Annotated in this window: 18 protein-coding genes; 7 read left to right on the forward strand and 11 right to left on the reverse strand. The window is 71.5% G+C overall.

What is annotated here, in order from left to right; genetic code table 11:
- Nucleotides 1-23: 23 nt before the first annotated feature.
- The 6 genes from MLG87_RS07500 (at nucleotide 24) to MLG87_RS07520 (ending at nucleotide 8,191) form a co-directional block, all read left to right on the forward strand.
- Nucleotides 24-1,316 (forward strand): NTP/NDP exchange transporter, encoded by a 1,293-nt coding sequence (locus tag MLG87_RS07500; protein ID WP_243294584.1) that lies wholly within the window; start codon nucleotides 24-26, stop codon nucleotides 1,314-1,316.
- 31 nt (nucleotides 1,317-1,347) lie between these two features.
- On the forward strand, nucleotides 1,348-1,470 hold the full coding sequence (locus MLG87_RS16080) for a hypothetical protein (RefSeq protein WP_279341181.1): 123 nt from the start codon (nucleotides 1,348-1,350) through the stop codon (nucleotides 1,468-1,470).
- Between the two features lie 69 nt (nucleotides 1,471-1,539).
- Complete coding sequence (gene thrA / locus MLG87_RS07505; RefSeq protein ID WP_243294585.1) at nucleotides 1,540-4,023, forward strand: bifunctional aspartate kinase/homoserine dehydrogenase I; 2,484 nt, start codon at nucleotides 1,540-1,542, stop codon at nucleotides 4,021-4,023.
- The gene (locus MLG87_RS07510) at nucleotides 4,020-5,033 is read left to right on the forward strand and encodes a homoserine kinase (RefSeq protein WP_243294586.1); all 1,014 of its coding nucleotides are present in this window, start codon (nucleotides 4,020-4,022) and stop codon (nucleotides 5,031-5,033) included. Before thrA ends, MLG87_RS07510 begins: the two co-directional genes overlap by 4 nt.
- Nucleotides 5,030-6,298 (forward strand): threonine synthase, encoded by a 1,269-nt coding sequence (thrC, locus tag MLG87_RS07515; protein ID WP_243294587.1) that lies wholly within the window; start codon nucleotides 5,030-5,032, stop codon nucleotides 6,296-6,298. The genes MLG87_RS07510 and thrC overlap by 4 nt, the downstream gene beginning before the upstream one ends.
- Before the next feature lie 96 nt (nucleotides 6,299-6,394).
- The gene (locus tag MLG87_RS07520; protein WP_243294588.1) at nucleotides 6,395-8,191 is read left to right on the forward strand and encodes an ATP-binding protein; all 1,797 of its coding nucleotides are present in this window, start codon (nucleotides 6,395-6,397) and stop codon (nucleotides 8,189-8,191) included.
- Nucleotides 8,192-8,194: 3 nt separating this feature from the next.
- Here MLG87_RS07520 and MLG87_RS07525 read toward each other — a convergent pair whose 3' ends face one another.
- Nucleotides 8,195-8,872: a glycerophosphodiester phosphodiesterase gene (locus tag MLG87_RS07525; RefSeq protein WP_243294589.1), complete on the reverse strand. Its 678-nt coding sequence runs from the start codon at nucleotides 8,870-8,872 to the stop codon at nucleotides 8,195-8,197.
- A 79-nt stretch (nucleotides 8,873-8,951) separates the two neighbouring features.
- Here MLG87_RS07525 and MLG87_RS07530 point away from each other — a divergent pair, with 79 nt between their 5' ends.
- Nucleotides 8,952-10,112, forward strand: coding sequence for an MFS transporter (locus MLG87_RS07530; protein WP_243294590.1), 1,161 nt, complete (start codon nucleotides 8,952-8,954; stop codon nucleotides 10,110-10,112).
- Nucleotides 10,113-10,116: 4 nt separating this feature from the next.
- On the opposite strand, the gene nuoE is transcribed toward MLG87_RS07530, so the two are convergent.
- The 10 genes from nuoE to MLG87_RS07580 all read right to left on the reverse strand — a co-directional run bounded on the left by nuoE (nucleotide 10,117) and on the right by MLG87_RS07580 (nucleotide 22,249).
- The gene (gene nuoE / locus MLG87_RS07535) at nucleotides 10,117-10,671 is read right to left on the reverse strand and encodes an NADH-quinone oxidoreductase subunit NuoE (protein WP_243294591.1); all 555 of its coding nucleotides are present in this window, start codon (nucleotides 10,669-10,671) and stop codon (nucleotides 10,117-10,119) included.
- Nucleotides 10,668-12,431, reverse strand: a complete 1,764-nt coding sequence (locus tag MLG87_RS07540) for an NADH-dependent [FeFe] hydrogenase, group A6 (RefSeq protein WP_243294592.1) — start codon at nucleotides 12,429-12,431, stop codon at nucleotides 10,668-10,670. The genes nuoE and MLG87_RS07540 overlap by 4 nt, the downstream gene beginning before the upstream one ends.
- A gap of 9 nt (nucleotides 12,432-12,440) precedes the next feature.
- Entirely contained in the window at nucleotides 12,441-14,636 is a 2,196-nt protein-coding gene (locus tag MLG87_RS07545; protein WP_243294593.1) for an NADH-ubiquinone oxidoreductase-F iron-sulfur binding region domain-containing protein, read from the reverse strand.
- Between the two features lie 124 nt (nucleotides 14,637-14,760).
- Nucleotides 14,761-15,861 carry a [FeFe] hydrogenase H-cluster radical SAM maturase HydE gene (gene hydE / locus MLG87_RS07550; RefSeq protein WP_243294594.1) on the reverse strand — a complete coding sequence of 367 codons (1,101 nt, stop codon included), beginning with the start codon at nucleotides 15,859-15,861 and terminating at the stop codon, nucleotides 14,761-14,763.
- Complete coding sequence (gene hydF / locus MLG87_RS07555; RefSeq protein WP_243294595.1) at nucleotides 15,845-17,077, reverse strand: [FeFe] hydrogenase H-cluster maturation GTPase HydF; 1,233 nt, start codon at nucleotides 17,075-17,077, stop codon at nucleotides 15,845-15,847. Before hydF ends, hydE begins: the two co-directional genes overlap by 17 nt.
- The gene (hydG, locus tag MLG87_RS07560) at nucleotides 17,064-18,461 is read right to left on the reverse strand and encodes a [FeFe] hydrogenase H-cluster radical SAM maturase HydG (protein WP_243294596.1); all 1,398 of its coding nucleotides are present in this window, start codon (nucleotides 18,459-18,461) and stop codon (nucleotides 17,064-17,066) included. The genes hydF and hydG overlap by 14 nt, the downstream gene beginning before the upstream one ends.
- 97 nt (nucleotides 18,462-18,558) lie before the next feature.
- Nucleotides 18,559-19,431: a DMT family transporter gene (locus MLG87_RS07565; RefSeq protein ID WP_243294597.1), complete on the reverse strand. Its 873-nt coding sequence runs from the start codon at nucleotides 19,429-19,431 to the stop codon at nucleotides 18,559-18,561.
- A gap of 189 nt (nucleotides 19,432-19,620) precedes the next feature.
- A complete protein-coding gene (locus MLG87_RS07570) occupies nucleotides 19,621-20,412 on the reverse strand; it encodes a cupin domain-containing protein (RefSeq protein ID WP_279341182.1) in 792 nt (263 codons plus the stop codon).
- Entirely contained in the window at nucleotides 20,409-21,029 is a 621-nt protein-coding gene (locus tag MLG87_RS07575) for an RNA polymerase sigma factor (RefSeq protein ID WP_243294598.1), read from the reverse strand. Before MLG87_RS07575 ends, MLG87_RS07570 begins: the two co-directional genes overlap by 4 nt.
- Entirely contained in the window at nucleotides 21,026-22,249 is a 1,224-nt protein-coding gene (locus MLG87_RS07580; protein WP_243294599.1) for a sensor histidine kinase, read from the reverse strand. Before MLG87_RS07580 ends, MLG87_RS07575 begins: the two co-directional genes overlap by 4 nt.
- Between the last annotated feature and the right edge of the window lie 44 nt (nucleotides 22,250-22,293).

Below are 22,293 nucleotides of genomic sequence, written 5' to 3' on the forward strand. Positions count from 1 at the left end.
CGCAACATCTTTTCCGGAGTCCCATGACGCCCGCCCGCCTGCTCCGTCGCCTCGTGATGCTGGAGGAGGGCGAGGCCCCGGCCCTGGCCTGGTCCGCCCTGTACTTCTTCCTGCTGCTCTTCGGCTACTACCTGCTGCGGCCCGTGCGCGAGGCCATGGGCATCGCCCGGGGCGCGGACAAGCTGCCCTGGCTCATGACGGGCACCCTGCTGGCCATGGCCCTGGCGAATCCGGCCTTCGCAGCCCTGGTGTCGAGGCTGCCCCGCCGCCGCTTCATCCCCTGGGCCTACCGCTTCTTCGCCCTGAACATGGCGGCCTTCTTCCTGGCCTTCCGTCTGCTGCCGGGCCACGGCGGCGCGGCGTTGGGCTACGCCTTCTACATCTGGCTCAGCGTCTTCAACCTCTTCGTGGTGTCCGTGTTCTGGGGCCTCATGTCCGACGTGTGGTCCGAGCCCCAGGGCAAGCGGCTCTTCGGGTTCATCGCCATGGGCGGGAGCCTGGGCGCCATCGCCGGCGCGGCGGTGACGGGGGCCCTCACGAAGGGCGCCGCCCTGGGCGGCCTCCAGGTGAAGGTGGACCCCCTCTCCCTGCTGCTGCTCTCCGCGCTCACCCTGGAGCTGGCCGTGCAGTGCGTGAAGCGCCTCGCGGCGATCTTCGCCCTGGGGGACACGGCCCACGGGGCGCGGGAGCCGGGGCCGGGCCTGCTGGCGGGCCTGCGCCTCATCGCCACCTCCCGCTACCTCCAGCTCATCTGCGCCTACATCCTGCTCTTCACCATCACCAGCACCTTCCTCTACCTGCAGCAGGGCGCCATCGTCGAACGGGCCTTCCACGGCACGGCGGCGCGCACGGCGGCCTTCGCCCGCATCGACCTCTGGGTGAACGTCCTCACCCTGGTCACTCAGGTGTTCTTCACGGGCCGCCTCATCACGGCCCTGGGCGTCCCGGTGGTGCTGTCCATCCTGCCGGTGCTGAGCCTGGCGGGCTTCGGCGCCCTGTGGGCCTGGCCCACCTTCGGCGTCATGGCCCTGTTCCAGGTGCTGCGCCGGGGCCTGCACTACGCCGTGGACCGCCCGGCCCGGGAGATCCTCTACATCCCGCTGGGCCCCGAGGAGCGCTACAAGTCGAAGCCCTTCATCGACACCTTCATCTACCGCGGCGGCGACCTGCTGGGGGTCTGGGCCCCCACGGCCTTCGCGGCCCTGGCCATTCCGGTGGGACTGGCGGCCCTGGGCTGCTCGGGCCTCTGGCTGGGCAGCAGCGTGGCCCTGGGCCGGCGCGCGACCGGCCCGCGTCAGGACAGGGATTCTGGTTGACTTTCCGCCGGATCGGCGGAAGATGTCGCCCATGGTGCAGCCGGTCGGACAGCCCTTCATTGCCTCGCGGATCTCCGCGATGGGCGCGGGCATGTCCAGCTTTATGAACACCACCAACGGTACCATTACGCACGCGATCCAGCGCGGCGCCTGACCTGACCCTTCCTTCAGACTCGGCCCCGCGCACCCCGCGGGGCTTTCTGTATTCGCCACGGAGCCCCCCATGCCATCCACCCCCATCCGTGTCATGAAATTCGGCGGCACCAGCGTCGCCGGCGCCGAGCGCATGCGCGCCGTGGCGGACCTGGTGGCCGACGCCCGCGCCACCCATCGCGTCTGCGTCGTGGCCTCCGCCATGGCCGGGGTGACGAACCTGCTGGTGAATGAGGGCCGCATCCCGGACCGGGCGGCCGCCGATCGCCTGTTGGAGGCCTTCCGCTCGATCCATGCAGAGGTGGTCGACGACCTGGCGGAGGACCTGGGGCCGGCCGCCGCGGGGCTCCGCGATGAGCTGGAGGGTCTGGAGGCCCTGGGCCGCCGCCTGCTCCATGGCATGGCCCTCCTGGAGGAGGGGCCGCCTTCGGTCCTGGCCCAGGTGTCGAGCCTGGGCGAGCGGGCCTCCTGCGCCATCCTGGTGGCCCTGCTGGCCGCCCGCGGACTGAGACCGCGGTACCTGGATCCGGTGGCCCATGTCCGCGTGGAGGGCGATCCCCTCCAGGCCCGTCCCTGCCTGGCGGAGACCGAGGCGACCTTCGCGGCCGTGAGGGAAGGCGAGGGCGGCCTCTGGGTGCTGCCGGGCTTCTTCGGCGGCGATGCCCAGGGCCACATCCTCTCCCTGGGGCGGGGGGGCTCCGACCACAGCGCGGCCCTGGCCGCCGCGGCCCTGCGGGCGGAACTGCTGGAGATCTGGACCGACGTGGCCGGGCTCTACAGCGCGGACCCCCATCTCGTGCCCGAGGCGTTCCCGCTGCCCGAAGCCAGCTTCGAGGAGGCCATGGAGCTGTCCTTCTTCGGCGCCAAGGTGCTCCATCCCAAGACCATCCCTCCGGTGCGGGAGCAGGGCATCCCCGTGCGGGTGTGCAGCAGCTTCGATCCCGCCCACCCCGGCACCCTCATCCGGGCCTCGGTGCCGCCTCCGCCCAGCGGCGTGCGGGGCATCTCCTTCCTCCGCGGGCTGTCGGTGGTGAACCTCACGGGCCCGGGCATGCTGGGCGTGCCCGGCATCGCGGGCCGCGTGTTCGGCGCCCTGGCGCGCAAGGGCATCTCCGTGGTGCTCATCACGCAGAGCTCGTCCGAGCTGTCCATCTGCTTCGCCGTGCGCCAGGCGGACGGACCCGGCGCCGTGGCGGCCATCCAGGAGGCCTTCCCCGCGGAGCTGGCGGCGGGCTTCCTGGACCCCCTGGACCTGCGCGACGGCCTCTCGGTGCTCAGCATCGTGGGCGACGGCATGCGCACCCGGGCCGGCGTGGCGGGCACCTTCTTCGACGCCCTGGCGGAGGTGGGCTGCAACGTGGTGGCCATCGCCCAGGGCGCCAGTGAGCGCATCATCTCCGCGGTGGTGGAGGAGCGCGAGGCCGCCCGGGCCATGCCGCACATCCACCGGCGGTTCTTCCGGACCCAGGTGGTGGTGGACGTGCACCTCCTGGGGGCCGGCAACGTGGGGGGGAGCCTCCTGGGCCAGATCCAGCGGCAGCAGCGCAAGCTGGCGGAGCAGGGCCTGGACCTGCGGGTGGCGACCATCGCCACCAGCCGCCGCATGTGCCTGGACGCGAAGGGGCTCGACCTGGACCACTGGCGGGAGGACCTGGCCCAAGGCGAGCCCACGAACGTGGACCGCGTGATGTCCGTGGTCCGCAACGGACCGCCCTCTCTGGCGGTGCTGGTGGACTGCACCACCAGCGGCGACCTCGCGGCCCGGTACCCGGACCTGTTCGATGCGGGCTTCCATGTGGTGACCGCCAACAAGAAGGCCAACAGCGCCTCCCAGGCGTTCTACCGCGAACTCCGCGAGCGCTCCTCGCGGAAGGGCCTGCGCTTCCTCTATGAGGCCAACGTGGGCGCGGGCCTGCCCATCATCGACACCGTGAAGAACCTGGTGCTCACGGGCGACCGCGTGCTGCGGGCCGAGGGCATCCTCTCGGGGTCCATGTCGTACATCCTGGGTCTGCTGGGGGACGGCGTGCCGCTGTCCGAAGCCGTGCGCGCCGCCAAGGAGAGTGGCTTCACCGAGCCCGATCCCCGGGACGACCTCAGCGGCATGGACGTGGCCCGCAAGCTCCTCATCCTGGCCCGGGAGCTGGGCATGGAGCTGGAGCTGTCGGACGTGGTGGTGGAGGGCCTGCTACCCGCGGACTTCGACGCCAGCGGCGACATCCCCACCTTCATGGGACGGCTGCCGGAGCTGGACGCGCCCTTCCGCGAGCGCCTGGCGGCCCTGAAGGCCGAGGGGAAGACCCTGCGCTACGTGGGCAGCCTTTCGGACAGTGGCTGTCGCGTGGGTCTGCTGCCCGTGGATGGGGAGCATCCCTTCATGGCCATCAAGGGCGGCGAGAACGCCCTGGCCCTGCTCACGGAGCGCTACCAGCCGCACCCCATGGTCATCCGGGGCTATGGCGCGGGGGCGGAGGTGACGGCCGCGGGCGTGCTGGCGGACGTGCTGCGCCTGGTGCCCGGTGGCGCCCGGCCCTCGCGGCGGAGGTCCTCATGACGGAGTCTGGCTTCCCCTCGAACGGCGTGACGGCCTATGCCCCGGCCAGCATCGGCAACTTCGCCGCGGGCTTCGACCTGCTGGGCGGGGCCCTGGCCCCCCTGGACGGCAGCCTGCTGGGCGACCTCGTGCACGCGGCCCCTGCGGCGGAGGCCTCCTTCCAGCTGGAGGGGCCCTTCGCGGCGGCTCTGGCCGGGGACACGCGTCCCAACCTCGTGCTGCGCGCCGCGGGCCTCTACCGGGACGCGCTCAAGGCCCAGGGCCGCCCGGCCGGCCCCTTCGCCCTGCGCCTGGAGAAGCGGCTGCCCGTGGCCAGCGGCCTGGGCTCCAGTGCCAGCTCCATCGTGGCCACCCTGGCGGCCCTCCAGGCCCTCTGCGGCGATCCCCTCGGCGTGCCCGAGCTGCTGGAGCTGGCGGGGCGGGCCGAGGGCTCGACCAGCGGCGGCATCCACCTGGACAACGTGGCGCCCTCCCTGCTGGGCGGCCTCCAGCTGACCGTTCCTGGCCGGGACGGGAAGCCCGCGGCCCGACGCCTGCCCTGGCCCCCGGACCTGCTCCTGGTGGTGACCCACCCGGAGTTCCAGCTGGCCACGGCGCAGAGCCGGGCGGCCCTGCCGGCGCGCCCCGCCTGGGCGGATACGGTGGACTTCGCCGGCAACCTCGCGGGCTTCGTGCATGCCCTGCACACCGGCGACCGGGCCCTCCTGGCGCGCTGCCTGCGCGATCCCCTGGTGGAGGCCCACCGCGCCCCCCTGGTGCCGGGCTTCCGCGCCGCTCAGGCCGGGGCCCTGGCCGCCGGGGCCATGGGCTGCACCCTGTCGGGATCCGGTCCGTCGATCTTCGCCGCGGTCGGGGATGAGGCGGATGCCGACGTGGTGGCTGAGGCCCTCCAGCACGGCTTCGCGCAAGCCGGCCTCGCCAGCCGGACCTGGATCTGCGCCCTGGACCTGGAAGGCGCCCGCCTCCTCTCGCCCCTGCCCCGCCCCCTCTTCCTCGAGGCCCAGCCATGAAGCTTGCCAGCACCCGCAATGCCGCCGTCCAAGCCACGTTCCTGGAGGCCGCCCACCAGGGCCTGGCCCCGGAGGGCGGTCTCTTCGCCCCGGTCGAGATCCCCCGCTTCGCCGACGCGACGGATCTGCTGAAGCTGGACTTCCAGACGCGATCCGTGGAGATCCTCCACCGATTCCTGGGGGACGAACTGTCCCGCCCCGAGGTGGAGGGCCTGGCCCGCGCCACCTTCACCTTCCCCGCGCCCCTGGTGCCCGTGCGACCCGGCCTCTCCGCCCTGGAGCTGTTCCACGGGCCCACCCTGGCCTTCAAGGACTTCGGCGCCCGCTTCCTCGCGCGGGTGTTGGCCTTGGATACCGCGGCGAAGCCGCGCACCGTGCTCACGGCCACCTCCGGCGACACGGGCGCGGCCGTGGCCAGCGCCTTCCTCGGCGTGCCGGGCGTCCGGGCCGTGGTGCTCTATCCGGCGGGGCGCGTGTCGCCGCTGCAGGAGCGCCAGTTCGCCACCTGCGGCGGCAACGTGCTGGCCCTGGCGGTGGACGGCGCCTTCGACGACTGCCAGCGCCTGGTGAAGGGGGCCTTCGAGGATCCGGAGCTGGTGGAGGGGCTGGGCCTGACCTCGGCCAACAGCATCAACATCGCCCGCCTCCTGGCGCAGCTGCTCTACTACTACGAGGCCGCGGCCCAGGCGGAGCGCGGCGCTCCGCTGGTGGTGGCCGTGCCCAGCGGCAACTTCGGCAACCTCTACGCGGGCCTGCTGGCCCAGGCCACGGGCGCGCCCATCGCCCACTTCGTGGTGGCGACCAACGCCAACCGCGTGGTGCCGGACTACCTCGACACGGGCGAGTACCACCCCCGACCCTCCGTGGCCACGCTCTCCAACGCCATGGATGTGGGCGCCCCCAGCAACTGGGAGCGCATCCACGCCCTGTTCCGCGGCGACCACGATGCCATGGCCGCGGCCCTGCGCTGGGGCAGCCGCACCGATGAAGAGACGCGGCAGACGGTGCTCGACCTCGACCGTGACGGCTACCTGGCGGATCCCCATGGCGCCGTGGCCTGTGGCGTCCTGCAGAGCCAACTGCGCGCGGGCGAGCAGGGGCTCTTCCTCGCCACCGCTCACCCGGCGAAGTTTCGCGAATCCCTGGAGCCCACCCTGGGCCGCGAGATCCCCCTGCCCAGGTCGCTCAGCGACCTGCTGGAGAAGCCCCTGCTCTGCGAGCCCCTGGCGGCGGATCAGGCGGCCCTCAAGCGGCGGTTGCTGTGAAGGATCCTTCCCCGGCGGACCTCCCCCAAGGGTGGAAGTCGCGATGAGGCGCTGACTATACTGGCCCACACCGCAGAGGATGCGGGAGGTCGCGACATGCTGTTGCCTGACGCCAGACCGAGCCTGCCGGAGCCCGATTTCAGGCTCATCTTCGAGTCGTCGCCGGGCTTGTACCTGGTCCTGGACCCCCGCCTGGTGATCGTGGGCGTCAGCGATGCCTACCTTTCGGCCACCCTGACCCGACGGGAGAACATCCTCGGGCGGGGCATCTTCGACGTGTTCCCGGACAACCCGGAGGATCCGCGGGCAACCGGCGTGGCCAACCTCCGCGAGTCGCTCCACCGGGTCCTCTCCCTCAAACGGCCCGACACGATGGCCGTGCAGAAGTACGACATCCGGCGACCCGCCTCGGAAGGCGGCGGCTTCGAGCGGCGCTACTGGAGTCCCCTGAACGCCCCGGTCCTGTCCCAGGAGGGCGAGGTGCGGTTCATCCTCCACCGGGTGGAGGACGTGACGGAGTTCGTGCGGCTCAAGGAGGCCCACCGAGTCCAGGGCCACCTGACGGACGAGCTGAGGGACCGCGCGTCCCAGGTGGAGGCCGAGGTTTTCCAGCGGGCCCAGGAGATCCAGGAGGCGAACCGGCAGCTGCGGGACCTCCAGGCCCACCTCGAGGCGCGGGTGGAGGCGCGCACGGCGGAACTCCGGCAGGCGAACGAGGCGCTGCTGCGCAGCGAGGAGCAGCTCCGCCAGGCGCAGAAGATGGAGGCGGTCGGCCGTCTGGCCGGCGGCATCGCCCACGACTTCAACAACCTGCTGACCGTGATCTTCGGCGCGTCCGAGGTGCTGGAGATGGGCCTCCTGGAGAACCCCCACCTGCAGGCGATCCGGCAGGCCTCCGAGCGGGCGGCCAGCCTGACCCGGCAGCTCCTCACCTTCAGCCGCCAGCAGATCCTGGCTCCCCAGGCCCTGGACCTCAACCAGGTGCTGCAGGGCCTCAGCCCAATCCTCAGGCGGCTCCTGGGCGAGCACATCGAGATCAGGATCCGCTGTCCGGAGGGCCTGGGGAAAGTGTTCGCGGATCCCAGCCAGGTCGAGCAGGTGATCCTGAACCTGGCGATCAATGCGCGGGACGCCATGCCGGAAGGGGGGACGCTCACCCTGGAGACGGCCAACGCCGATCTCGATGGGGCCTACGCCGCCGAGCATCTGGATGTGGCTCCGGGGCCCCATGTCATGGTGGCCGTCAGTGACACCGGGCAGGGCATGGACAAGGCCACGCAGGGCCGCATCTTCGAGCCCTTCTTCACCACGAAGGAGCGGGGGAAGGGGACGGGCCTGGGCCTCGCCACGGTCTTCGGGATCGTGAAGCAGAGCCGCGGGCACATCTGGCTCTACAGCGAGGTCGGCGTGGGTTCCACCTTCAAGATCTACTTTCCGGAGATCCGCGAGAAGGACTGCCCGGATGTCGCCGGGACCTCCACCATGCCGGTTGATGAGGGTGGCAGCGAAACCATCCTGCTGGTCGAGGACGAGGACCAGGTGCGCGAAGTGACGGGGAGTGTGCTGCGGCAGGCGGGCTACACGGTCCTGGAGGCGCGGAACGGGGGCGAGGCCCTGGCCCTGTGCACCCAGCACGCCCAGGGCGCGGGCCGCATCCACCTCCTCCTCACCGACGTGATCATGCCGGGGATGAACGGACGCCAGGTCTCCGAGCAGGTGCTCGCGCACCATCCGGGCCTGGCGGTCCTGTTCATGTCGGGCTACACCGACGATGCCATCCTGCGCCATGGCGTGCTGGAGGCCCAGGTGCCCTTCCTCCAGAAACCCTTCACGCCCTCGAAGCTCCGGGTCAAGGTGCGGGAGGCGCTGGCCCGGGCGGAGCGGGCGGGCTGAGGCTTACAGGCCGTCCGCGATGAGCACGGCCGGCGTGAAGGGCAGGTCCTTGGCTTCCGCCGGTGTCTTCATGCCCCAGATCGCCAGGCGGTCCGCGTAGGGCTGCCAGAGGCGGGGCTGGGCCTTCACGGCCTTGAGGGGCGGGTGCAGCCAGAGGGCCTCGGGCAGGTCGGCCAGCTCCTCGGGCGTGAGGTCCAGGGCCTCGTCCGTCTCCCACAGGAAGCCGCAGCGGGCGGTCTCGCAGGCGGCCCAGAGCTGGAGCACCTCGCTGTGCTCGAAGCTGCTGAAGAGCACGCGGTCCAGGGCCTCGGCGGCCTCCACCGTGGCCAGGGCCTGCTGCCAGCCGGGTTCGCCCTTCAGCTCCACGTTGATGAGCCTGGCGGGCAGCTCCAGCGCGTCCGCCAGGCGGGGCACGGGCTCGCCGTTCTTCAGGACGGGCAGCTCGGCGGCCTTCATCTTCCGCAGGATTCCCGAGCCGTTCGCCGTGCGCGCCAGGTCGTCATCGTGGAGGATGGCGCAGACGCCGTCGCGGGTGGGCTGCACGTCCAGCTCGAAGCCGTCCATGCCCGCGGCCAGGGCCGCGCGGAAGGCTTCCATGGAGTTCTCCAGGTGCTTCGAGGAGAGCCCGCGGTGACCGAGGATGAGGGGGGGGCCGGGGATGGAAGGACGTGGCGCGGCCATGGCGACTCCAGAGGACGAACCCAGGATAGCGGAGCCGCGCAAGCCCGCCGTCCGCCGGCAGGAAAGCTATGCTGGAAGGATGTCCCGCGACCCGTTCTCCAGGCTCCAGTGGCTGGTCTTCGCCCTGGTCAGCGCGGTGTTCACCACGGTCTACATCCCCCAGCCGGTGCTGCCGGTGCTGCGCCAGACCTTCGGCGTGGGCGAGGGCACGGCCTCGCTCACCGTGTCCGCCGTGGTGCTGGGCATCGCCCTGGCGAACCTGCCCTTCGGCGCCCTGGCGGACCGCATGGCCATCCGGCCCATCCTGCTCACGGGGGGCCTGGTGGTGGCCGCCGCTGGAGTGGCATCGGCCTTGGCGCCGACGCTGCCCCTGCTCGTGGCCGCCCGGTTCGTCCAGGGGCTCTTCGTGCCGGCCCTCACCACCTGCCTGGCGGCCTATCTGGCCCGGGAGATGCCCGTGGAACGGCTCAACGTGGTGATGGGATCGTACGTTTCCGCCACCGTGGTGGGTGGGCTATCGGGCCGCCTGCTGGGAGGCTTCGTGTTGCCGCCCGCCCATTGGCGCTGGGCCTTCCTCGTGGCGGCGATCCTGCTGCTGATCGCCACCCTGGCGGCCTACACGGGGCTCCCGCGGGAGGACGAGGGGGCGGAGCGGACCTCCGAGACTCTGCGCTTCCGCGACGTGCTCTTCCGCCATGACCTGTTCCGCCTCTACTGCGTGAGCGGCGGTGGCTTCTTCGTGTTCTCCTCGGTCTTCAACTACATGCCCTTCTACCTCCACGGGGCACCCTTCCACTGGTCCACACGCACCGTGACCCTGCTCTACCTCTCCTACCTCGTGGGCGTGGTGGCGGGACCGCTGGCGGGCCGGCTCAGCAACCGCATCGGCAATGGTGCGGCCATGGCGGCCGGATCATTGGTCTTCGGCGCGGGACTGGCGGTGACGCTCATCCCGCGGGGCTGGGCCATGGCCCTGGCCCTGGCCCTGGTCTGCGCGGGCTTCTTCACCATCCACGCGTCGGCGGCCGGGGCCCTGAACCGCAAGCTCGCCGCCGGTCGGGGGCGAGCCAACGCCTTCTACGTGCTCTTCTATTACCTGGGCGGAGCCACGGGCATCACCCTCAGCGGCCACGCCTACCACCTGGCGGGATGGCACGGGGTGGTGGGCCTGGCGGTGGGCGTGCTGCTGGTGCCGCTGAGCACCGGGCTCGTGGAGATGCGGGCCTCGGGGAGACCGTGACCCTTCAGACCTTCGCCATCTCCTCGGCGGCGCGGGCGAGGTAGCTCTCCAGCAGGGCGGGAACCTGGCCGGGGGTGAGCGGGCCGTGCACCTCCTCACCGATCATCACCACCGGCGCCAGGCCGCAGGTGCCCACGCAGCGGGTGCTCTCCAGACTGAAGACGCCATCCTTGCTGGTCTCGCCGAAGTGGATGCCCAGTTCGTCCATGAGCTTCTGGGCCACTTTCTCCGCGCCCTTCACGTAGCAGGCGGTGCCGAGGCAGACGTTGATGAGGTACCTCCCCCGGGGCTGGAGGCGGAAGTAGTGGTAAAAGGTGGCCACGCCCGTGACCTTGGCCAAGGGGATCTGCATGAGCTGGGCCACGGCCTCGAGGTGGCCGGGACCCAGGTGGCCGAAATGGTCCTGGACCATGTGGAGTGTGGCGATGAGCAGGCTTTCGCTGTGCTCGCGATCCCGGTTCCCGTCGATGAACTCGAGGACGTCTCCCGGGAGCATGGCGCGGTAGCCCCGCTCCAGCTCGGGCCAGTTGTCGGTGGGGCAGTGCGGGCAGGTGGTCATCGGATCCCCCGGGGGGTGCGGGCGGTGTAGCGCGTGTGGAGGAGGGCGTGCGCGGTCGGGCTGAGGGGCTCGCCCAGGAACGCCTCGTAGAGCTTCTGCACGTCGGGATTGTCGTGGCTGCAGCGGAGGGTCTTGCCGGAGTCGATGCCGTAGAGGGCCCGGGCGCGGCCTTTCGCCAGGTCCCGGTTCATGGTGTAGCTGCCAATCGGGGGATAGGGCTGGCCGCCGCCGCAGATGCAGCCCCCGGGACAGGCCATGATCTCGATGAGGTGGTACGCCTTCTCGCCGCGCTTGACGGCGTCCAGCAGGATCTTGGCGTTCTGGAGGCCGTTGGCCACGGCCACGTTGAGCGTCCTCCCCGCCAGGGCCACGGAGGCCTCGCGGATCTCGCCGGCGGCGCCGCGCACCTCGGTCAGCTCCAGGTTCCCGAGGTTCCGGCCCGTGAGCTTGAAGGCCGCCGTGCGCAGGGCCGCCTCCATGACACCGCCGGTGGCCCCGAAGATGTCGGCGGCTCCGGAGGAGGTGCCCAGGGGATGGTCGAACTCGCCGTCCGGCAGCCGGGTGAAGTCGATGCCGTAGGACTTGATCATCTGGGCCAATTCGCGCGTGGTGACGACGGCATCGGTGGTGGGACGGCCATCCAGGGTGTGCTCGGGCCGGGCCGCCTCGAACTTCTTGGCCACGCAGGGCATGACGGAGACCACGTAGATGTCCTGGGGATCGAGGCCCTTCTGCTGGGCGTAGTAGCTCTTGATGAGGGTGGACTGCATCTGCATCGGGCTCTTGCAGCTCGACATGAGCGGAATCAGCTCGGGGTAGAACTTCTCCAGGAAGCTGACCCAGCCGGGGCTGCAGGAGGTGAGCAGGGGCAGGGGGCCGCCGCCCTCCATCCGCTTCAGCAGCTCGTGGGCCTCCTCCATGACGGTGAGGTCCGCGCTGAAGTTGACGTCGAAGACAGCGTCGAAGCCCATGCGGCGGAGGGCCGTCACCATCTTTCCCGTGACCGGGGTTCCGACCGGAAGGCCGAAAGCCTCGCCCAGGGCCGCGCGGATGGCGGGCGCGGTGGTGGCCACCACGTGCTTCTCGGTGCGGGGATGGCCCAGGGCCTCCCAGACCCGCTCGGTGTGGTCCTGCTCCAGGAAGGCCGCCGTGGGGCAGACGCTCACGCACTGGCCGCACTGGATGCAGGCGCTCTCGTCCATGGGGGCCAGGTTCGCGGGGCCCACCACGGTGGTGAAGCCGCGGCCGTGCTGACTGAGGTTGGCCACGCCCTGGATCTCGTCGCAGACCCGGATGCAGCGGCCGCAGAGGATGCACTTCTCGGCGTTCCGCACCACCGAGGCGCCGCTGTCGTCCACGGGGAACTGCTTGCGCCGGCCCTCGAAGTGGCGCTCCCGCACGCCCAGCCGGTAGGCCAGGTTCTGAAGCTCGCAGACGCCGTCGCGGTCGCAGGTCTGGCAGTCCTTCGGATGGTTGTCCAGCAGCAGCTCCACGATGTCGCGGCGGGCCTGCCGGATGACCGGGCTGTTGGTCTGGACCTCCATGCCCTCCCAGGCCGTGGTGGCGCAGGAGGCCAGGCAATGGTCGAAGCCCTCCACCTGCACCACGCAGACGCGACAGCTGCCTTCGAGGCTGAGGTTCGGGTGGTAGCAGAGGCGCGGGATGTGGATGCCGAGGCGCTCCGCCGCGTCCATGACCGTGGTGCCGGCCGGGACCAGGATGGTCTCGCCGTCGATCGTGAGGTTGATCATCTCGGACATGGCGCGCTCCTACACCCGATCCACGGCGGCGAACTTGCAGACGTCGAAGCAGTTTCCGCACTTCACGCAGGCGGCCTGGTCGATGACATGGGCCTCCTTCCGGGCGCCGGCGATGCACGCCACGGGACAGTTCCGGGCGCAGATCGTGCACCCGACGCACTTCTCCGGGTTGATCTCGTAGTGGATCAGGGCCACGCACTTCTTCGCCGGGCAGTGCCGGTCCACGATGTGGGCCAGGAACTCCCCGCGGAAATGCTTGAGGCTGGACAGCACGGGGTTCGGCGCGGCGCGGCCCAGGCCGCAGAGGCTGGTGCGCTGGCAGAGGCGGGCCAGGCGCTCGAGCTTGTCCAGGTCCGAGAGCTCCCCCTTGCCCTGGGTGATGCGCTCCAGGATCTCCAGGAGGCGCGTGGTGCCCTCGCGGCAGGGCGTGCACTTGCCGCAGCTCTCGTCCTGGCTGAAGGCGATGTAGAACTTGGCGATGTCGACCATGCAGTCGTCCTCGCTCAGCACGATCATCCCGCCGGAGCCCATGATGGAGCCGGCCTTCTGCAGGGGCTCGAAGTCCACTTCCATGTGCTGCATGGAAGCCGGGATGAACCCGCCGGCGGGGCCGCCGGTCTGGATGGCCTTGAGCTCCCTTCCGCCGGTGACGCCGCCCCCGATGTCGTTCACCACCCGCGCGAGGGGCGTCCCCAGGGGCACTTCCACGAGGCCCGTGTGGCGCACCTTCCCGGCCAGGGCGAAGACCTTGGTTCCGCCGCTCTTCTCCGTTCCGAGGCGGGCGTACCAGTCGCCGCTGTAGCGGAGGATGGCCGAGATGTTGGCGAAGGTCTCCACGTTGTTGATGACGGTGGGGTGGCCCCAGAGGCCACGGTCCGTGGGGTAGGGCGGGCGGACCCGGGGCTGGCCACGCTCGCCCTCGATGGAGCGGATGAGGGCGGTCTCCTCGCCGCAGACGAAGGCGCCCGCGCCGAGCCGGATCTCCAGGTCGAAGTCCCACCCCGAGCCCATGATGTTCCGGCCGAGCAGGCCGTGGGCCCGGCAGGTGTCGAGGGCCTGCTGGATGCGCCGGATGGCCAGCGGGTACTCGGCGCGGATGTAGAAGAAGCCCTTCTGCGCCCCGATGGCGAAGCCGCCGATGATCATGCCCTCGACGATGTTGAAGGGATCGCTCTCGAGCATGGAGCGGTCCATGAAGGCGCCGGGATCGCCCTCGTCGCCGTTGCAGATGATGAAGCGGGTGGCATCGGCCTGCTTCCGCGCCATCGTCCACTTGGCCGCGGTGGAATAGCCGCCCCCGCCCCGGCCGCGCAGCCGGGCCTTGGCCAGCTCCCCGATCACCCAGTCGGGGTCGCGGCGCTCGAGGACGTCGGCCAGGGCCTTGAAGCCGTCCATGTCCACGTACTCGTCGAGGCTCTCCGGGTCCACCACGCCGGCGTTGCGCAGCGCGACGCGGCTCTGGCGGTTGAAGAAGGCCACGTCGCCGTAGCGCTCCATGAAGGCCAGGGCGATGGGTTCCTCCTGGGCCCGCAGGCGCTCGACGACCTGTCCGCCGAGGAGGTGGCCGTCGAGGATGGCCGCAAGGTCCTCCTCTCCGGTCACCCGGTAGAGCACCTTCTCGGGACGTGCCAGCACATAGGTGGCCGGGCCGCGGGAGGCCAGATGATCGGAGGCCAGGCCGCAGGCGCCAAAGCAGCTCGCCGCGCCGATCCGGACGGACTCCCGGGAGACGCCACGTTCTGCCAGCATGGCCGCGAAGCGCTCCCGTGGGCCGGGTCCGGAGCCGTGGCAGCGGGAGCCTTCGCAGAACAGCAGCTCGCGCTCCGGCAGGGGTCCGGCCTCGTGGTCCAGTACGTGCTGGGCCACGGGCGTGCCGCCCTGGATGTGCTCGGTGAAGATGCGATGGACCAGGTCGCGGTTCACCCGCTCGTACTTCACGGGGAGCCGCCCGGGGAGCCGGACGCCGAGGATGGGCTCGCGGGAGCAGCGGCCCGTACATCCGGTCCGGTGGAGGAGGATGTCCTTCCGGCCCGAGGCCCGGATGTGGCGGACCAGCTCGTCCGCCACGGCCTGGGAGCCGGCCGCGTGCTCGCAGGTGGCGGATCCGACCTGCACCACCACCTGGTGCTCGGTGTCCCGGGCGGCGAGGGTCCGGCCGACCCGGTCGGCCATGGTCTGATAGAAGTCCTGCACGGGTTGCGGCATGGGATCTCCTACCCCCGGGACCGCGGGGTCCGGGGCGGATGTCAAAGGCGCGGGCGGGTCAGGGGGCGAATCCCGGAGGGGCCGGCGCCGGCTGCAGGGAGTCTGGTCATTGACAACCTCTGTGTCAACGATGGGATGTGAACAGGGCTCTTTCTTGACGAACTGTGCTAAGGCGCCCTCCGGGTCCCTTGGCCACGGCGCGTCCAAGGGCCTGGATGCGCTCTGCGAGGCAGCCCTGGCAGGCCTCGGCCGTCTCGCCCACGCAGGCCTTGCCCGGATAGATCTCGTAGCGCGCCCGGAAGGCCGGGGGCGTCACGTTGGGCATCACCACGTTGGCGCCTCGCAGGAGCGCCAGCTCCCGTCCATGGGCCCGGTCCAGCGTGGCCAGGGCCGTGGTGGCGGGGATGTTCGCGGCGGGGCAGAGCAGCCGGCTCAGGGCCACGACCTTGAGCGTGGTGGGCTCGTCATTGGGCACCTGCGCCGCCGGGGGCGCGAGGAAGGCCAGGGCGCCGGGCCCGCCGAGGGGCGTGCGGGGGCTGGGCAGGAAGGGGCCCACGCCGATCATGTCCAGGTCGAGCTCCCGGAACCGCAGGAGGTCGGTGGCCAGCGTGTCCCAGGTCTGCCCCGGAAGGCCGATCATCACGCCGGAGCCGATCTCGTAGCCCATGGTTTGCATTCGGCGGAGCTGGCCCAGGCGGTCACTGAGGCGGCCCGGCAGGCTGGGGTGGACCCGCCGGTACAGCGCGCGGTCCGCCGTTTCGAAGCGCAGCAGGTAGCGGTCGGCGCCGGCCTCCCGCCAGGCGAGCAGGTCCTCGTCATCGCGCTCGCCGAGGGACAGGGTGGCCGACAGCGGCGTCTCCCGCTTGATGGCGCGGATGACCTCCGCGATGAAGGCCCGCGTGAGGCCGGGATCCTCGCCGCCCTGGAGCACCACGGTGCCGTAGCCCAGGGTCGCGGCCCGATGCGCGCAGGCGAGGATCTCGTCCGCATCAAGGCGGTAGCGGTCCAGGTTCTCCTCCGGGGCCCGGAGGCCGCAGTAGAGACAGCTCCGGACGCAGTGGCTGGACACCTCGATGAGGCCGCGGAGGTGCACCGCGTCGCCCACGTGCTCGCGGCGGACCCGGTCCGCCTCGGCCCACAGGCGATCCAGCGCTCCGGGACTCTCCTCCCGGAGCCAGGCCATCAGGCCTGCGTGGTCGAGGCGGAACTCAGGGCCGCAAGGCATGGGTCGCCTCCAGGATCCCGGAGAAGGGCCGCAGGGCGCGCTCGAGGATGCCGAGGCTGTGCGCGATGGCCAGGCCGTAGTTGGTGATGGGAACGCCCGCGGCCTCGCAGCGGCGGATCCGGGCGAGCATCTCCCGCCGGTTGCCCATGCAGTTCCCGCAGTGCACCACGAGGCGGTAGGGCGACAGGTCGCCGGGGAAGTCCCGGCCCTGGACGGTGTCGAAGCTCAGGGGGCCGCCCGCCTTCTGCGCCAGCCAGCGGGGCAGCTTCACGCGGCCGATGTCCTCCCCGGTGGGATGGTGGGTGCAGCCCTCGGCCACCAGCACCCGGTCACCCGGACGCAGGGCATCCAGGACCAGGGCGCCCAGGGCCTGGGCCGCGAGGTCCCCCTGGAGGCGGCTCATGAGGATGCTGAAGGAGGTCATGGGGACGGCCTCCGGTACGGCTTCGGCCACTGAGCGGAAGGCCTGGGAGTCCGTGACCACCAGGGCCGGCGGCCGACGCAGGCAGGCGAGCGCGGCCGGCAGCTCCCGGGCCTGCACCACCAGCGCGAGGCCCGATCCGTCCAGCACGTCGCGGATGGCCATGACCTGGGGCAGGATCAGCCGCCCCTTGGGGGCCGAGGCGTCGATGGGCATGACGAGCACGGCCAGCTCGCCGGGGGGCACCAGGTCCGCGAGCAGGCGCCGAGTGGCCGGGAGGTCCCCGGGCGCCGCCGCGAGCAGGGCGGATCTCAGCGCCTCCAGGCCCTCGCCGGTCACCGCCGAGACCGCCACGGCCGTCGCCCCGTCCAGGTCGGGGGGCACGCCGCACGGCGCGAGGTCGGCCTTGTTCATGGCCACCACCGCGGGGATGTCGCGGGCCCGCAGCTCGGCCAGCAGGCCGCGCTCGAAGGTGCCCCAGGCGCCCTGCTCGGCCACCAGGATGCCGAGGTCCACGCGCTCCAGCACGGCGCGGGAGCGGGCGGTGCGCGCGGCGCCCAGGTCGCCCGTGTCGTCCAGGCCGGCGGTGTCCACGAAGAGCACGGGTCCCAGCGGGAGCAGCTCCATGGGCTTCTCCACGGGGTCGGTGGTGGTGCCGGCCTGGGGCGACACGAGGGCCACCTGCTGGCGGGTGAGGGCGTTCAGCAGCGAGGATTTGCCGACATTGCGCCGGCCGAAGAGCCCGATGTGCAGGCGGAGCCCCCGGGGGGCGGGGGGCAGCTCAGCAGAACACATCGCGCTCCCCCTTCCGCACGAGCGCCACCAGGCCCTCGGCCCTTCGCCGGGGCAGGCCCTCCAGGCCCCCGAGGGTCGAGGCCAGCAGCCGCTCCGCCGCCTTCCGGGTGGCCGGGCTGGCGTGATCCACCGCGTATTCCTGCAGGGTGGCGAGGGCGTTGGGCAGGCAGTGGGCCTTGATCTGGCCGGGCTTGGCGAGGTCCATGAAGTCCGCACCCGTGCGGCCCAGGCGGTAGCAGGCGGTGCAGAAGCTCGGGAGGAACCCGCTCCCGGCCAATTCGCGGACCACCTCGTCGAGGCTGCGGTGGTCGCCCAGGGAGAACTGGGCTCCGCCTTCGGGCGCGTCCTCCTCGTAGCCGCCGGGGTTGGTGCGGCTGCCGGCGCTGATCTGGCTGATGCCCAGCTCCAGGGCCTCGCGCCGGATCTCGGGCCGCTCCCGGGTGCTGAGGATGAGCCCGGTGTAGGGCACGGCCAGGCGCAGGATGGCGACGATCTTGCGGAATGCCGCGTCGCTGACGGCGTGGGGCGGGGCCTCGCTGGTGGCCGAGCCCTCGGCGGGCTCGATGCGGGGGACGCTGAGGGTGTGCGGGCCGCAGCCGAAGCGCGCCTCCAGGTGCCGGGCGTGGCGCAGCAGCGCCAGCACCTCGAAGCGCCAGTCGTGGAGGCCGAAGAGGACGCCGAGGCCCACGTCGTCGATGCCGCCCCCCATGGCGCGGTCCATGCAGCCCAGGCGCCAGTCGAAGTCGGCCTTCTGTCCCCGGGGGTGCATCCGGGCGTAGGTGCCGCGATGGTAGGTCTCCTGGAACAGCTGGTAGGTGCCGATGCCCTCATCCTTCAGGCGGCGGAAGTCCGCCACCTCCAGGGGCGCGATGTTGACGTTCACCCGGCGGATGGCGTCGCCCCCGTGGCGGGTGGCGTACACGGTTCGGATGGCCTTCAGGATGTAGTCGAGCCCGTCTTCCGGGTAGGCCTCGCCGGCCACCAGGAGCACCCGCTTGTGGCCCTGGGCGAGCAGCTGGCCCACCTCGGCGGCGATCTCCCCCTGGTCGAGGGCCCGCCGGGGCAGGGTGCGGTTCGAGGCCCGGAAGGCGCAGTACAGGCACTCGTTCCCGCAGAGGTTCGAGACGTAGAGCGGGGCGAACAGCACGATGCGGCTGCCGTAGATCTGCTCCTTCACCCAGCGGGCCGTGCTGAAGAGCTCCTGCGTCAGCTCCGGGTCCTCCAGGGCCATGAGGGGCGGGAGGTCGGCTTCGTCCAGGCCCCTCAGCTCCCGCGCCTTGGCGAGCAGCTCGCGGATGCGCGGGGCGTCCGGCCTGGGCGCGCCCTCCAGGGCCGCGAGGAGGGATGCCTCGTCCAAGGGGAGGGCTTCGGATGGACCGCGCATGGAAAGAACCTCCGCCGGGGAGACCTGGGGCAGAAGATAACCCTTAAGTCATCTTTGTGCCACCCCTGGATTCCTCCACTCGGAGGCGGGCCCCGGATCAGGCCCGGGCCGGTTTGCGGTTCGGCGGCAGGCTGTACCAGGCGATGGTGCCGAGGATCATCGCGCCCCCCAGCAGGGCCCAGCCGGAAGGGCGTTCCCCGATGCCCAGGAACACCCAGATGGGGTTGAGGACGGCCTCCAGGGTGCCGGTCACCACGGCGGCGGTGGCGCTGAGGTGCCTCATGCCGGCGTTGAAGAAGAGGTAGGCCACGCCGATCTGGAAGACGCCGAGGTAGAGCAGGATGGCGGCGTGGACCGCAGAGGGATGGAAATCCCGCAGGGCCGGCGGGGCGCAGAGGGCCGCCACCAGGAGGTTCCCGAGGATGATGGAGCTGATGGGGTCCGCCTCCGGCCGGCGCTCCCGCTGCAGCTTGAGGGTGAGGGAGAAGAGGGCCAGGCAGAGGCCCGCGGCCATGCCGATGAGGTTGCCCGAGAGGGTGCCCGCCTCCAGGCGCCCCACGAAGAAGAGCGCCATGGCTCCGACGCAGACCATCACCGCCGTGAGGTCACGGGCCGCCACCCGGCGGCCGGCGAGGAAAGGCTCGAGGAACACGAGGTAGATGGGGGCGGAGAACTGGAGGAAGATCGCGTTCGCCGCGGTGGTGAGCTTGGTGGCGGCCACGAAGCAGACCAGCACCCCGGCGTACGAGAGGGCGCAGGCGAGGGCCAGGGCGTCGGGCCGGGGGAAGGGCCGCCCGCCTCGGAGCTTCACCACCAGGGCGATGGTGAGGGCCGCCACCAGGCTCCGGGCGAACGCGATCTGCAGCGCCCCCAGGGGCAGCACCTTGATGAAGAGCCCGCTGGAGCTCCACAGCAGGGCCGCCAGGGCCACCAGGGCCGCGCCCTTCGTCCGATCAGCAGGTCCGGTCATGGGCCCATTGGATCATGGCCGGAACCAGCGGCCCAACCCACCCCTTGAAGACCTCCACGAAGGGCACGAATACACCCTGCGGGCGCAGGAACGACCACGAAGGGGCTTCCCTGGGCAACACCTTCGTGCCCTTGGTTTTTTCTTCGTGTCCTTCGTGGAGATCCCTGGCTTTACGGAATGGGAACCACCTCAGCCCACGGTCCCCAGGACACGCCGCCAGCCAGTGAAGCGGATGCCGCCCTCGATGCGGAGGAGGGCCCAGCATTCAAGGCCCGGCTCCGTGCTTGGGCCGTGCTGCTGGCCGGGCCCGCAGGCCAGCCAGTCGCCGGGGCGGAGGTGGGCGGGGCCGTCCTGCATGGCGCCGGACAGGACCAGGGACAGCTCGGCCCCCCCATGGCTGTGACGGGGCATGCTCATGCCGCCGGGCATGCGGGCCAGGTTCAGCGTGGCGCCGGTGGCCGGATCCTGCAGAAGCCGGGCCACCTGGGCACCGCCGAGACCCCGCCGGGTCCAGCGCCAGCGGTCCTCCGCGGGCAGGTGGGGCCGGAGGAGGCTGAGGGCGTCCCGGCCGGAAGGGCCCGCGGCGGGGATGGCTTCGCTGGCGGGATGCTGGCTCCGGCAGCTGTCGCAATGCCCCAGGTGCACCTTCAGCAACAGGGCCGTGAGGGGATCGCCGCCGGGCTCCAGCGCCTGCCAGGCCACCTCCTCGGGGTGGTGCACGGGACCGCGGGGCACCCGGCCCTGCCGCAGGGCCGCCAGGGCGCCATCCAGGGCGCGCTCGGCGGAGGGGGCGGGGGGCTCGGGCCAGAGGCGCCGGAGCAGGTCCGGGGTGCGCTCGAAGCTGTCCAGGAAGGCCCGGCAGGGCGGGCAGAGACTCAAGTGCAGCTTGACGCCCAGCCAATCGAAGGGCCCCAGGGCCCCCTCCTCGTAGTCCGTGAGCAGGTCGACGACTTCCGCGCAGGTGGGCATGAGCAGCGTCATCGGTCCTCCGCCAGACGGGGGGCGAATTCCGGCAGCAGGGCCCGCAGGGCCAAGCGGGCCCGGTGGACCCGCTGGCGCACCAGCTCGCGCGTGATGCCCAGGTGCCGGCTGATCTCGTCCGTGTCCCAGCCCTCGAGGTCCCGCAGGACGAAGACGGCGCGCTGGTCGTCGGACAGCCGGTCCAGGCCCATCCGGACCCTGGCCTTCAGCTCATCCCGCTCGACCTTCATCAATGCCTCCGCGTCCTCGCTCCATTCGAGGAGCAGGTCCACGTCCTTGTGATGCCCGTCGTCGGCGAAACGTGGCATCAGATCCTCGATGGCATCCTCCCGGCGCCGGATCCGCTTCCGCCGGGCCATGAGGGCCTGGTTCACGCAGATGCGGTAGGCCCAGGTGCTGAACTTGCTGGCGCCTTGGAACCCCGGCAGCTCCCGGAGGATGGTGAGGAGGGCGTCCTGCAGGGCGTCCTGGCTCTCCGCCTCGTTGCCCAGGATGCGGTCGATGACCCGGAAAAGCATGCCCAGGTGCGGGCGGACCAGGGTCTCAAAGGCCTCGGGATCCCCTCCGGCCGCGGCCTGGACCAGGGCCGCCTCGGGGGGGGCGGGGGCTGGGTTCATGGGGCCTCCGGGAGGGTCCTGCGGGGCAGGCGGATGGTGAAGGCCGAGCCGAAGCCGGGCCCGCGGCTGGCGACGCGCACCTCGCCCCCGTGGCGGGTCACGATCTCCTTCACCAGGAAGAGGCCCAGGCCCGTGCCCGCCACCTGCCGGGTCATCTCGTCGCCCACCCGGAAGAACCGGTGGAAGACCCGGGGCAGATCCTTGGCGGCGATGCCGTGGCCCTGGTCGCTCACCACGATGAGGGCGTCCTCGCCGTCGCCGTCGAGGGTGACGGTGGTCTTCCGGGGCTCGGCCGAGTATTTGTACGCATTGGACAGCAGGTTCTCCACCACGGTGCCCAGCGCCTTGGGGTCCGCCTCCACCCACAGGGTCTCGGGGGTGCACTCCAGCGTTAGGCCGAGGGCGCCGGGACCCAGGCGGTGATCCATCCCCTCGCAGACCGTCCGCAGCCAGGGGCCCAGCTCCAGGGGGCCCATGTGGAGGACCAGGCTTCCGGATTCGGCCCGTGCCACGTCCAGCAAGTTGCCCACCAGCTCGTTCAGCCGCTCGAGGTCCTTCTCCATGAGCCCGCGGATCCGCTGGCGCTGGTCCGGGCCGAGCTCGCGGGTGAAGAGGGTCTCCGTCCACACCCGCAGGGAGGCGATGGGGGTCTTCAGTTCGTGGGTGACGGCGGAGGTGAAGTTCCGCTGGCGCAGCTTGAGGTCCAGTTCCTCCGCGAGTTTCCGGTAGAGGAGGACGAAGCCGAACAGCACCGCGAACACCATGAAGGCGCCCTCGGTGCTCGCCCGGAAGACGGCGTGCCAGCGCTGGTCCTTCAGCTCCCGGAAGGGGCCGGGGCGCACCGTGAGGTAGGCGGTCCCGTCCAGCAGGAGGGGGTCGTCCGGGGCCATGGGGCGCGGGACCAGCTCCACCTGGGGGTAGGCCTCCTGGATGGCCTGCCGGCGCTCGGCCAGGCTGGGCATGACCGGGAGCTCCCCCACCACCGCACCGCCCGGGGAGGCGGGGTCGCGCTGGGCGTGGAGCACGTCGAGCATCTTCTGGGTGTCCATCTGCCAGGCCTGGGCCCGCGCCGCCAGCAGGCCCTGGGTGCGCACCTCCAGCAGCCGGCCCGAATCCCGGATCTGCAGGCGGATCCACCAGCCCACCTGCAGGCACAGGACCACGGACACGGACAGGAAGATGATCCGCTGCAGGGGGAAGGTCTGGGCGCGAGGGGCCATGCCTCCATCTTGGCAGTGTCGCCCCATGAGGCCATCCTGGAGTC

Origin of the sequence: Geothrix mesophila (genome assembly GCF_022808835.1) — a bacterium.
Classification (GTDB): domain Bacteria; phylum Acidobacteriota; class Holophagae; order Holophagales; family Holophagaceae; genus Geothrix; species Geothrix paludis.

Coding starts and splice junctions, on each gene's coding strand:
- MLG87_RS16080 (WP_279341181.1), top strand. CDS start 1,348: ATGGTGCAGCCGGTCGGACAGCCCTTCATTGCCTCGCGGATCTCCGCG.
- nuoE (WP_243294591.1), bottom strand. CDS start 10,671: ATGACCACCTGCCCGCACTGCCCCACCGACAACTGGCCCGAGCTGGAG.
- MLG87_RS07510 (WP_243294586.1), top strand. CDS start 4,020: ATGACGGAGTCTGGCTTCCCCTCGAACGGCGTGACGGCCTATGCCCCG.
- MLG87_RS07520 (WP_243294588.1), top strand. CDS start 6,395: ATGCTGTTGCCTGACGCCAGACCGAGCCTGCCGGAGCCCGATTTCAGG.
- MLG87_RS07565 (WP_243294597.1), bottom strand. CDS start 19,431: ATGACCGGACCTGCTGATCGGACGAAGGGCGCGGCCCTGGTGGCCCTG.
- MLG87_RS07580 (WP_243294599.1), bottom strand. CDS start 22,249: ATGGCCCCTCGCGCCCAGACCTTCCCCCTGCAGCGGATCATCTTCCTG.
- MLG87_RS07540 (WP_243294592.1), bottom strand. CDS start 12,431: ATGTCCGAGATGATCAACCTCACGATCGACGGCGAGACCATCCTGGTC.
- hydE (WP_243294594.1), bottom strand. CDS start 15,861: ATGCCTTGCGGCCCTGAGTTCCGCCTCGACCACGCAGGCCTGATGGCC.
- thrA (WP_243294585.1), top strand. CDS start 1,540: ATGCCATCCACCCCCATCCGTGTCATGAAATTCGGCGGCACCAGCGTC.
- hydF (WP_243294595.1), bottom strand. CDS start 17,077: ATGTGTTCTGCTGAGCTGCCCCCCGCCCCCCGGGGGCTCCGCCTGCAC.
- MLG87_RS07570 (WP_279341182.1), bottom strand. CDS start 20,412: ATGACGCTGCTCATGCCCACCTGCGCGGAAGTCGTCGACCTGCTCACG.
- MLG87_RS07525 (WP_243294589.1), bottom strand. CDS start 8,872: ATGGCCGCGCCACGTCCTTCCATCCCCGGCCCCCCCCTCATCCTCGGT.
- thrC (WP_243294587.1), top strand. CDS start 5,030: ATGAAGCTTGCCAGCACCCGCAATGCCGCCGTCCAAGCCACGTTCCTG.
- MLG87_RS07575 (WP_243294598.1), bottom strand. CDS start 21,029: ATGAACCCAGCCCCCGCCCCCCCCGAGGCGGCCCTGGTCCAGGCCGCG.
- hydG (WP_243294596.1), bottom strand. CDS start 18,461: ATGCGCGGTCCATCCGAAGCCCTCCCCTTGGACGAGGCATCCCTCCTC.
- MLG87_RS07500 (WP_243294584.1), top strand. CDS start 24: ATGACGCCCGCCCGCCTGCTCCGTCGCCTCGTGATGCTGGAGGAGGGC.
- MLG87_RS07530 (WP_243294590.1), top strand. CDS start 8,952: ATGTCCCGCGACCCGTTCTCCAGGCTCCAGTGGCTGGTCTTCGCCCTG.
- MLG87_RS07545 (WP_243294593.1), bottom strand. CDS start 14,636: ATGCCGCAACCCGTGCAGGACTTCTATCAGACCATGGCCGACCGGGTC.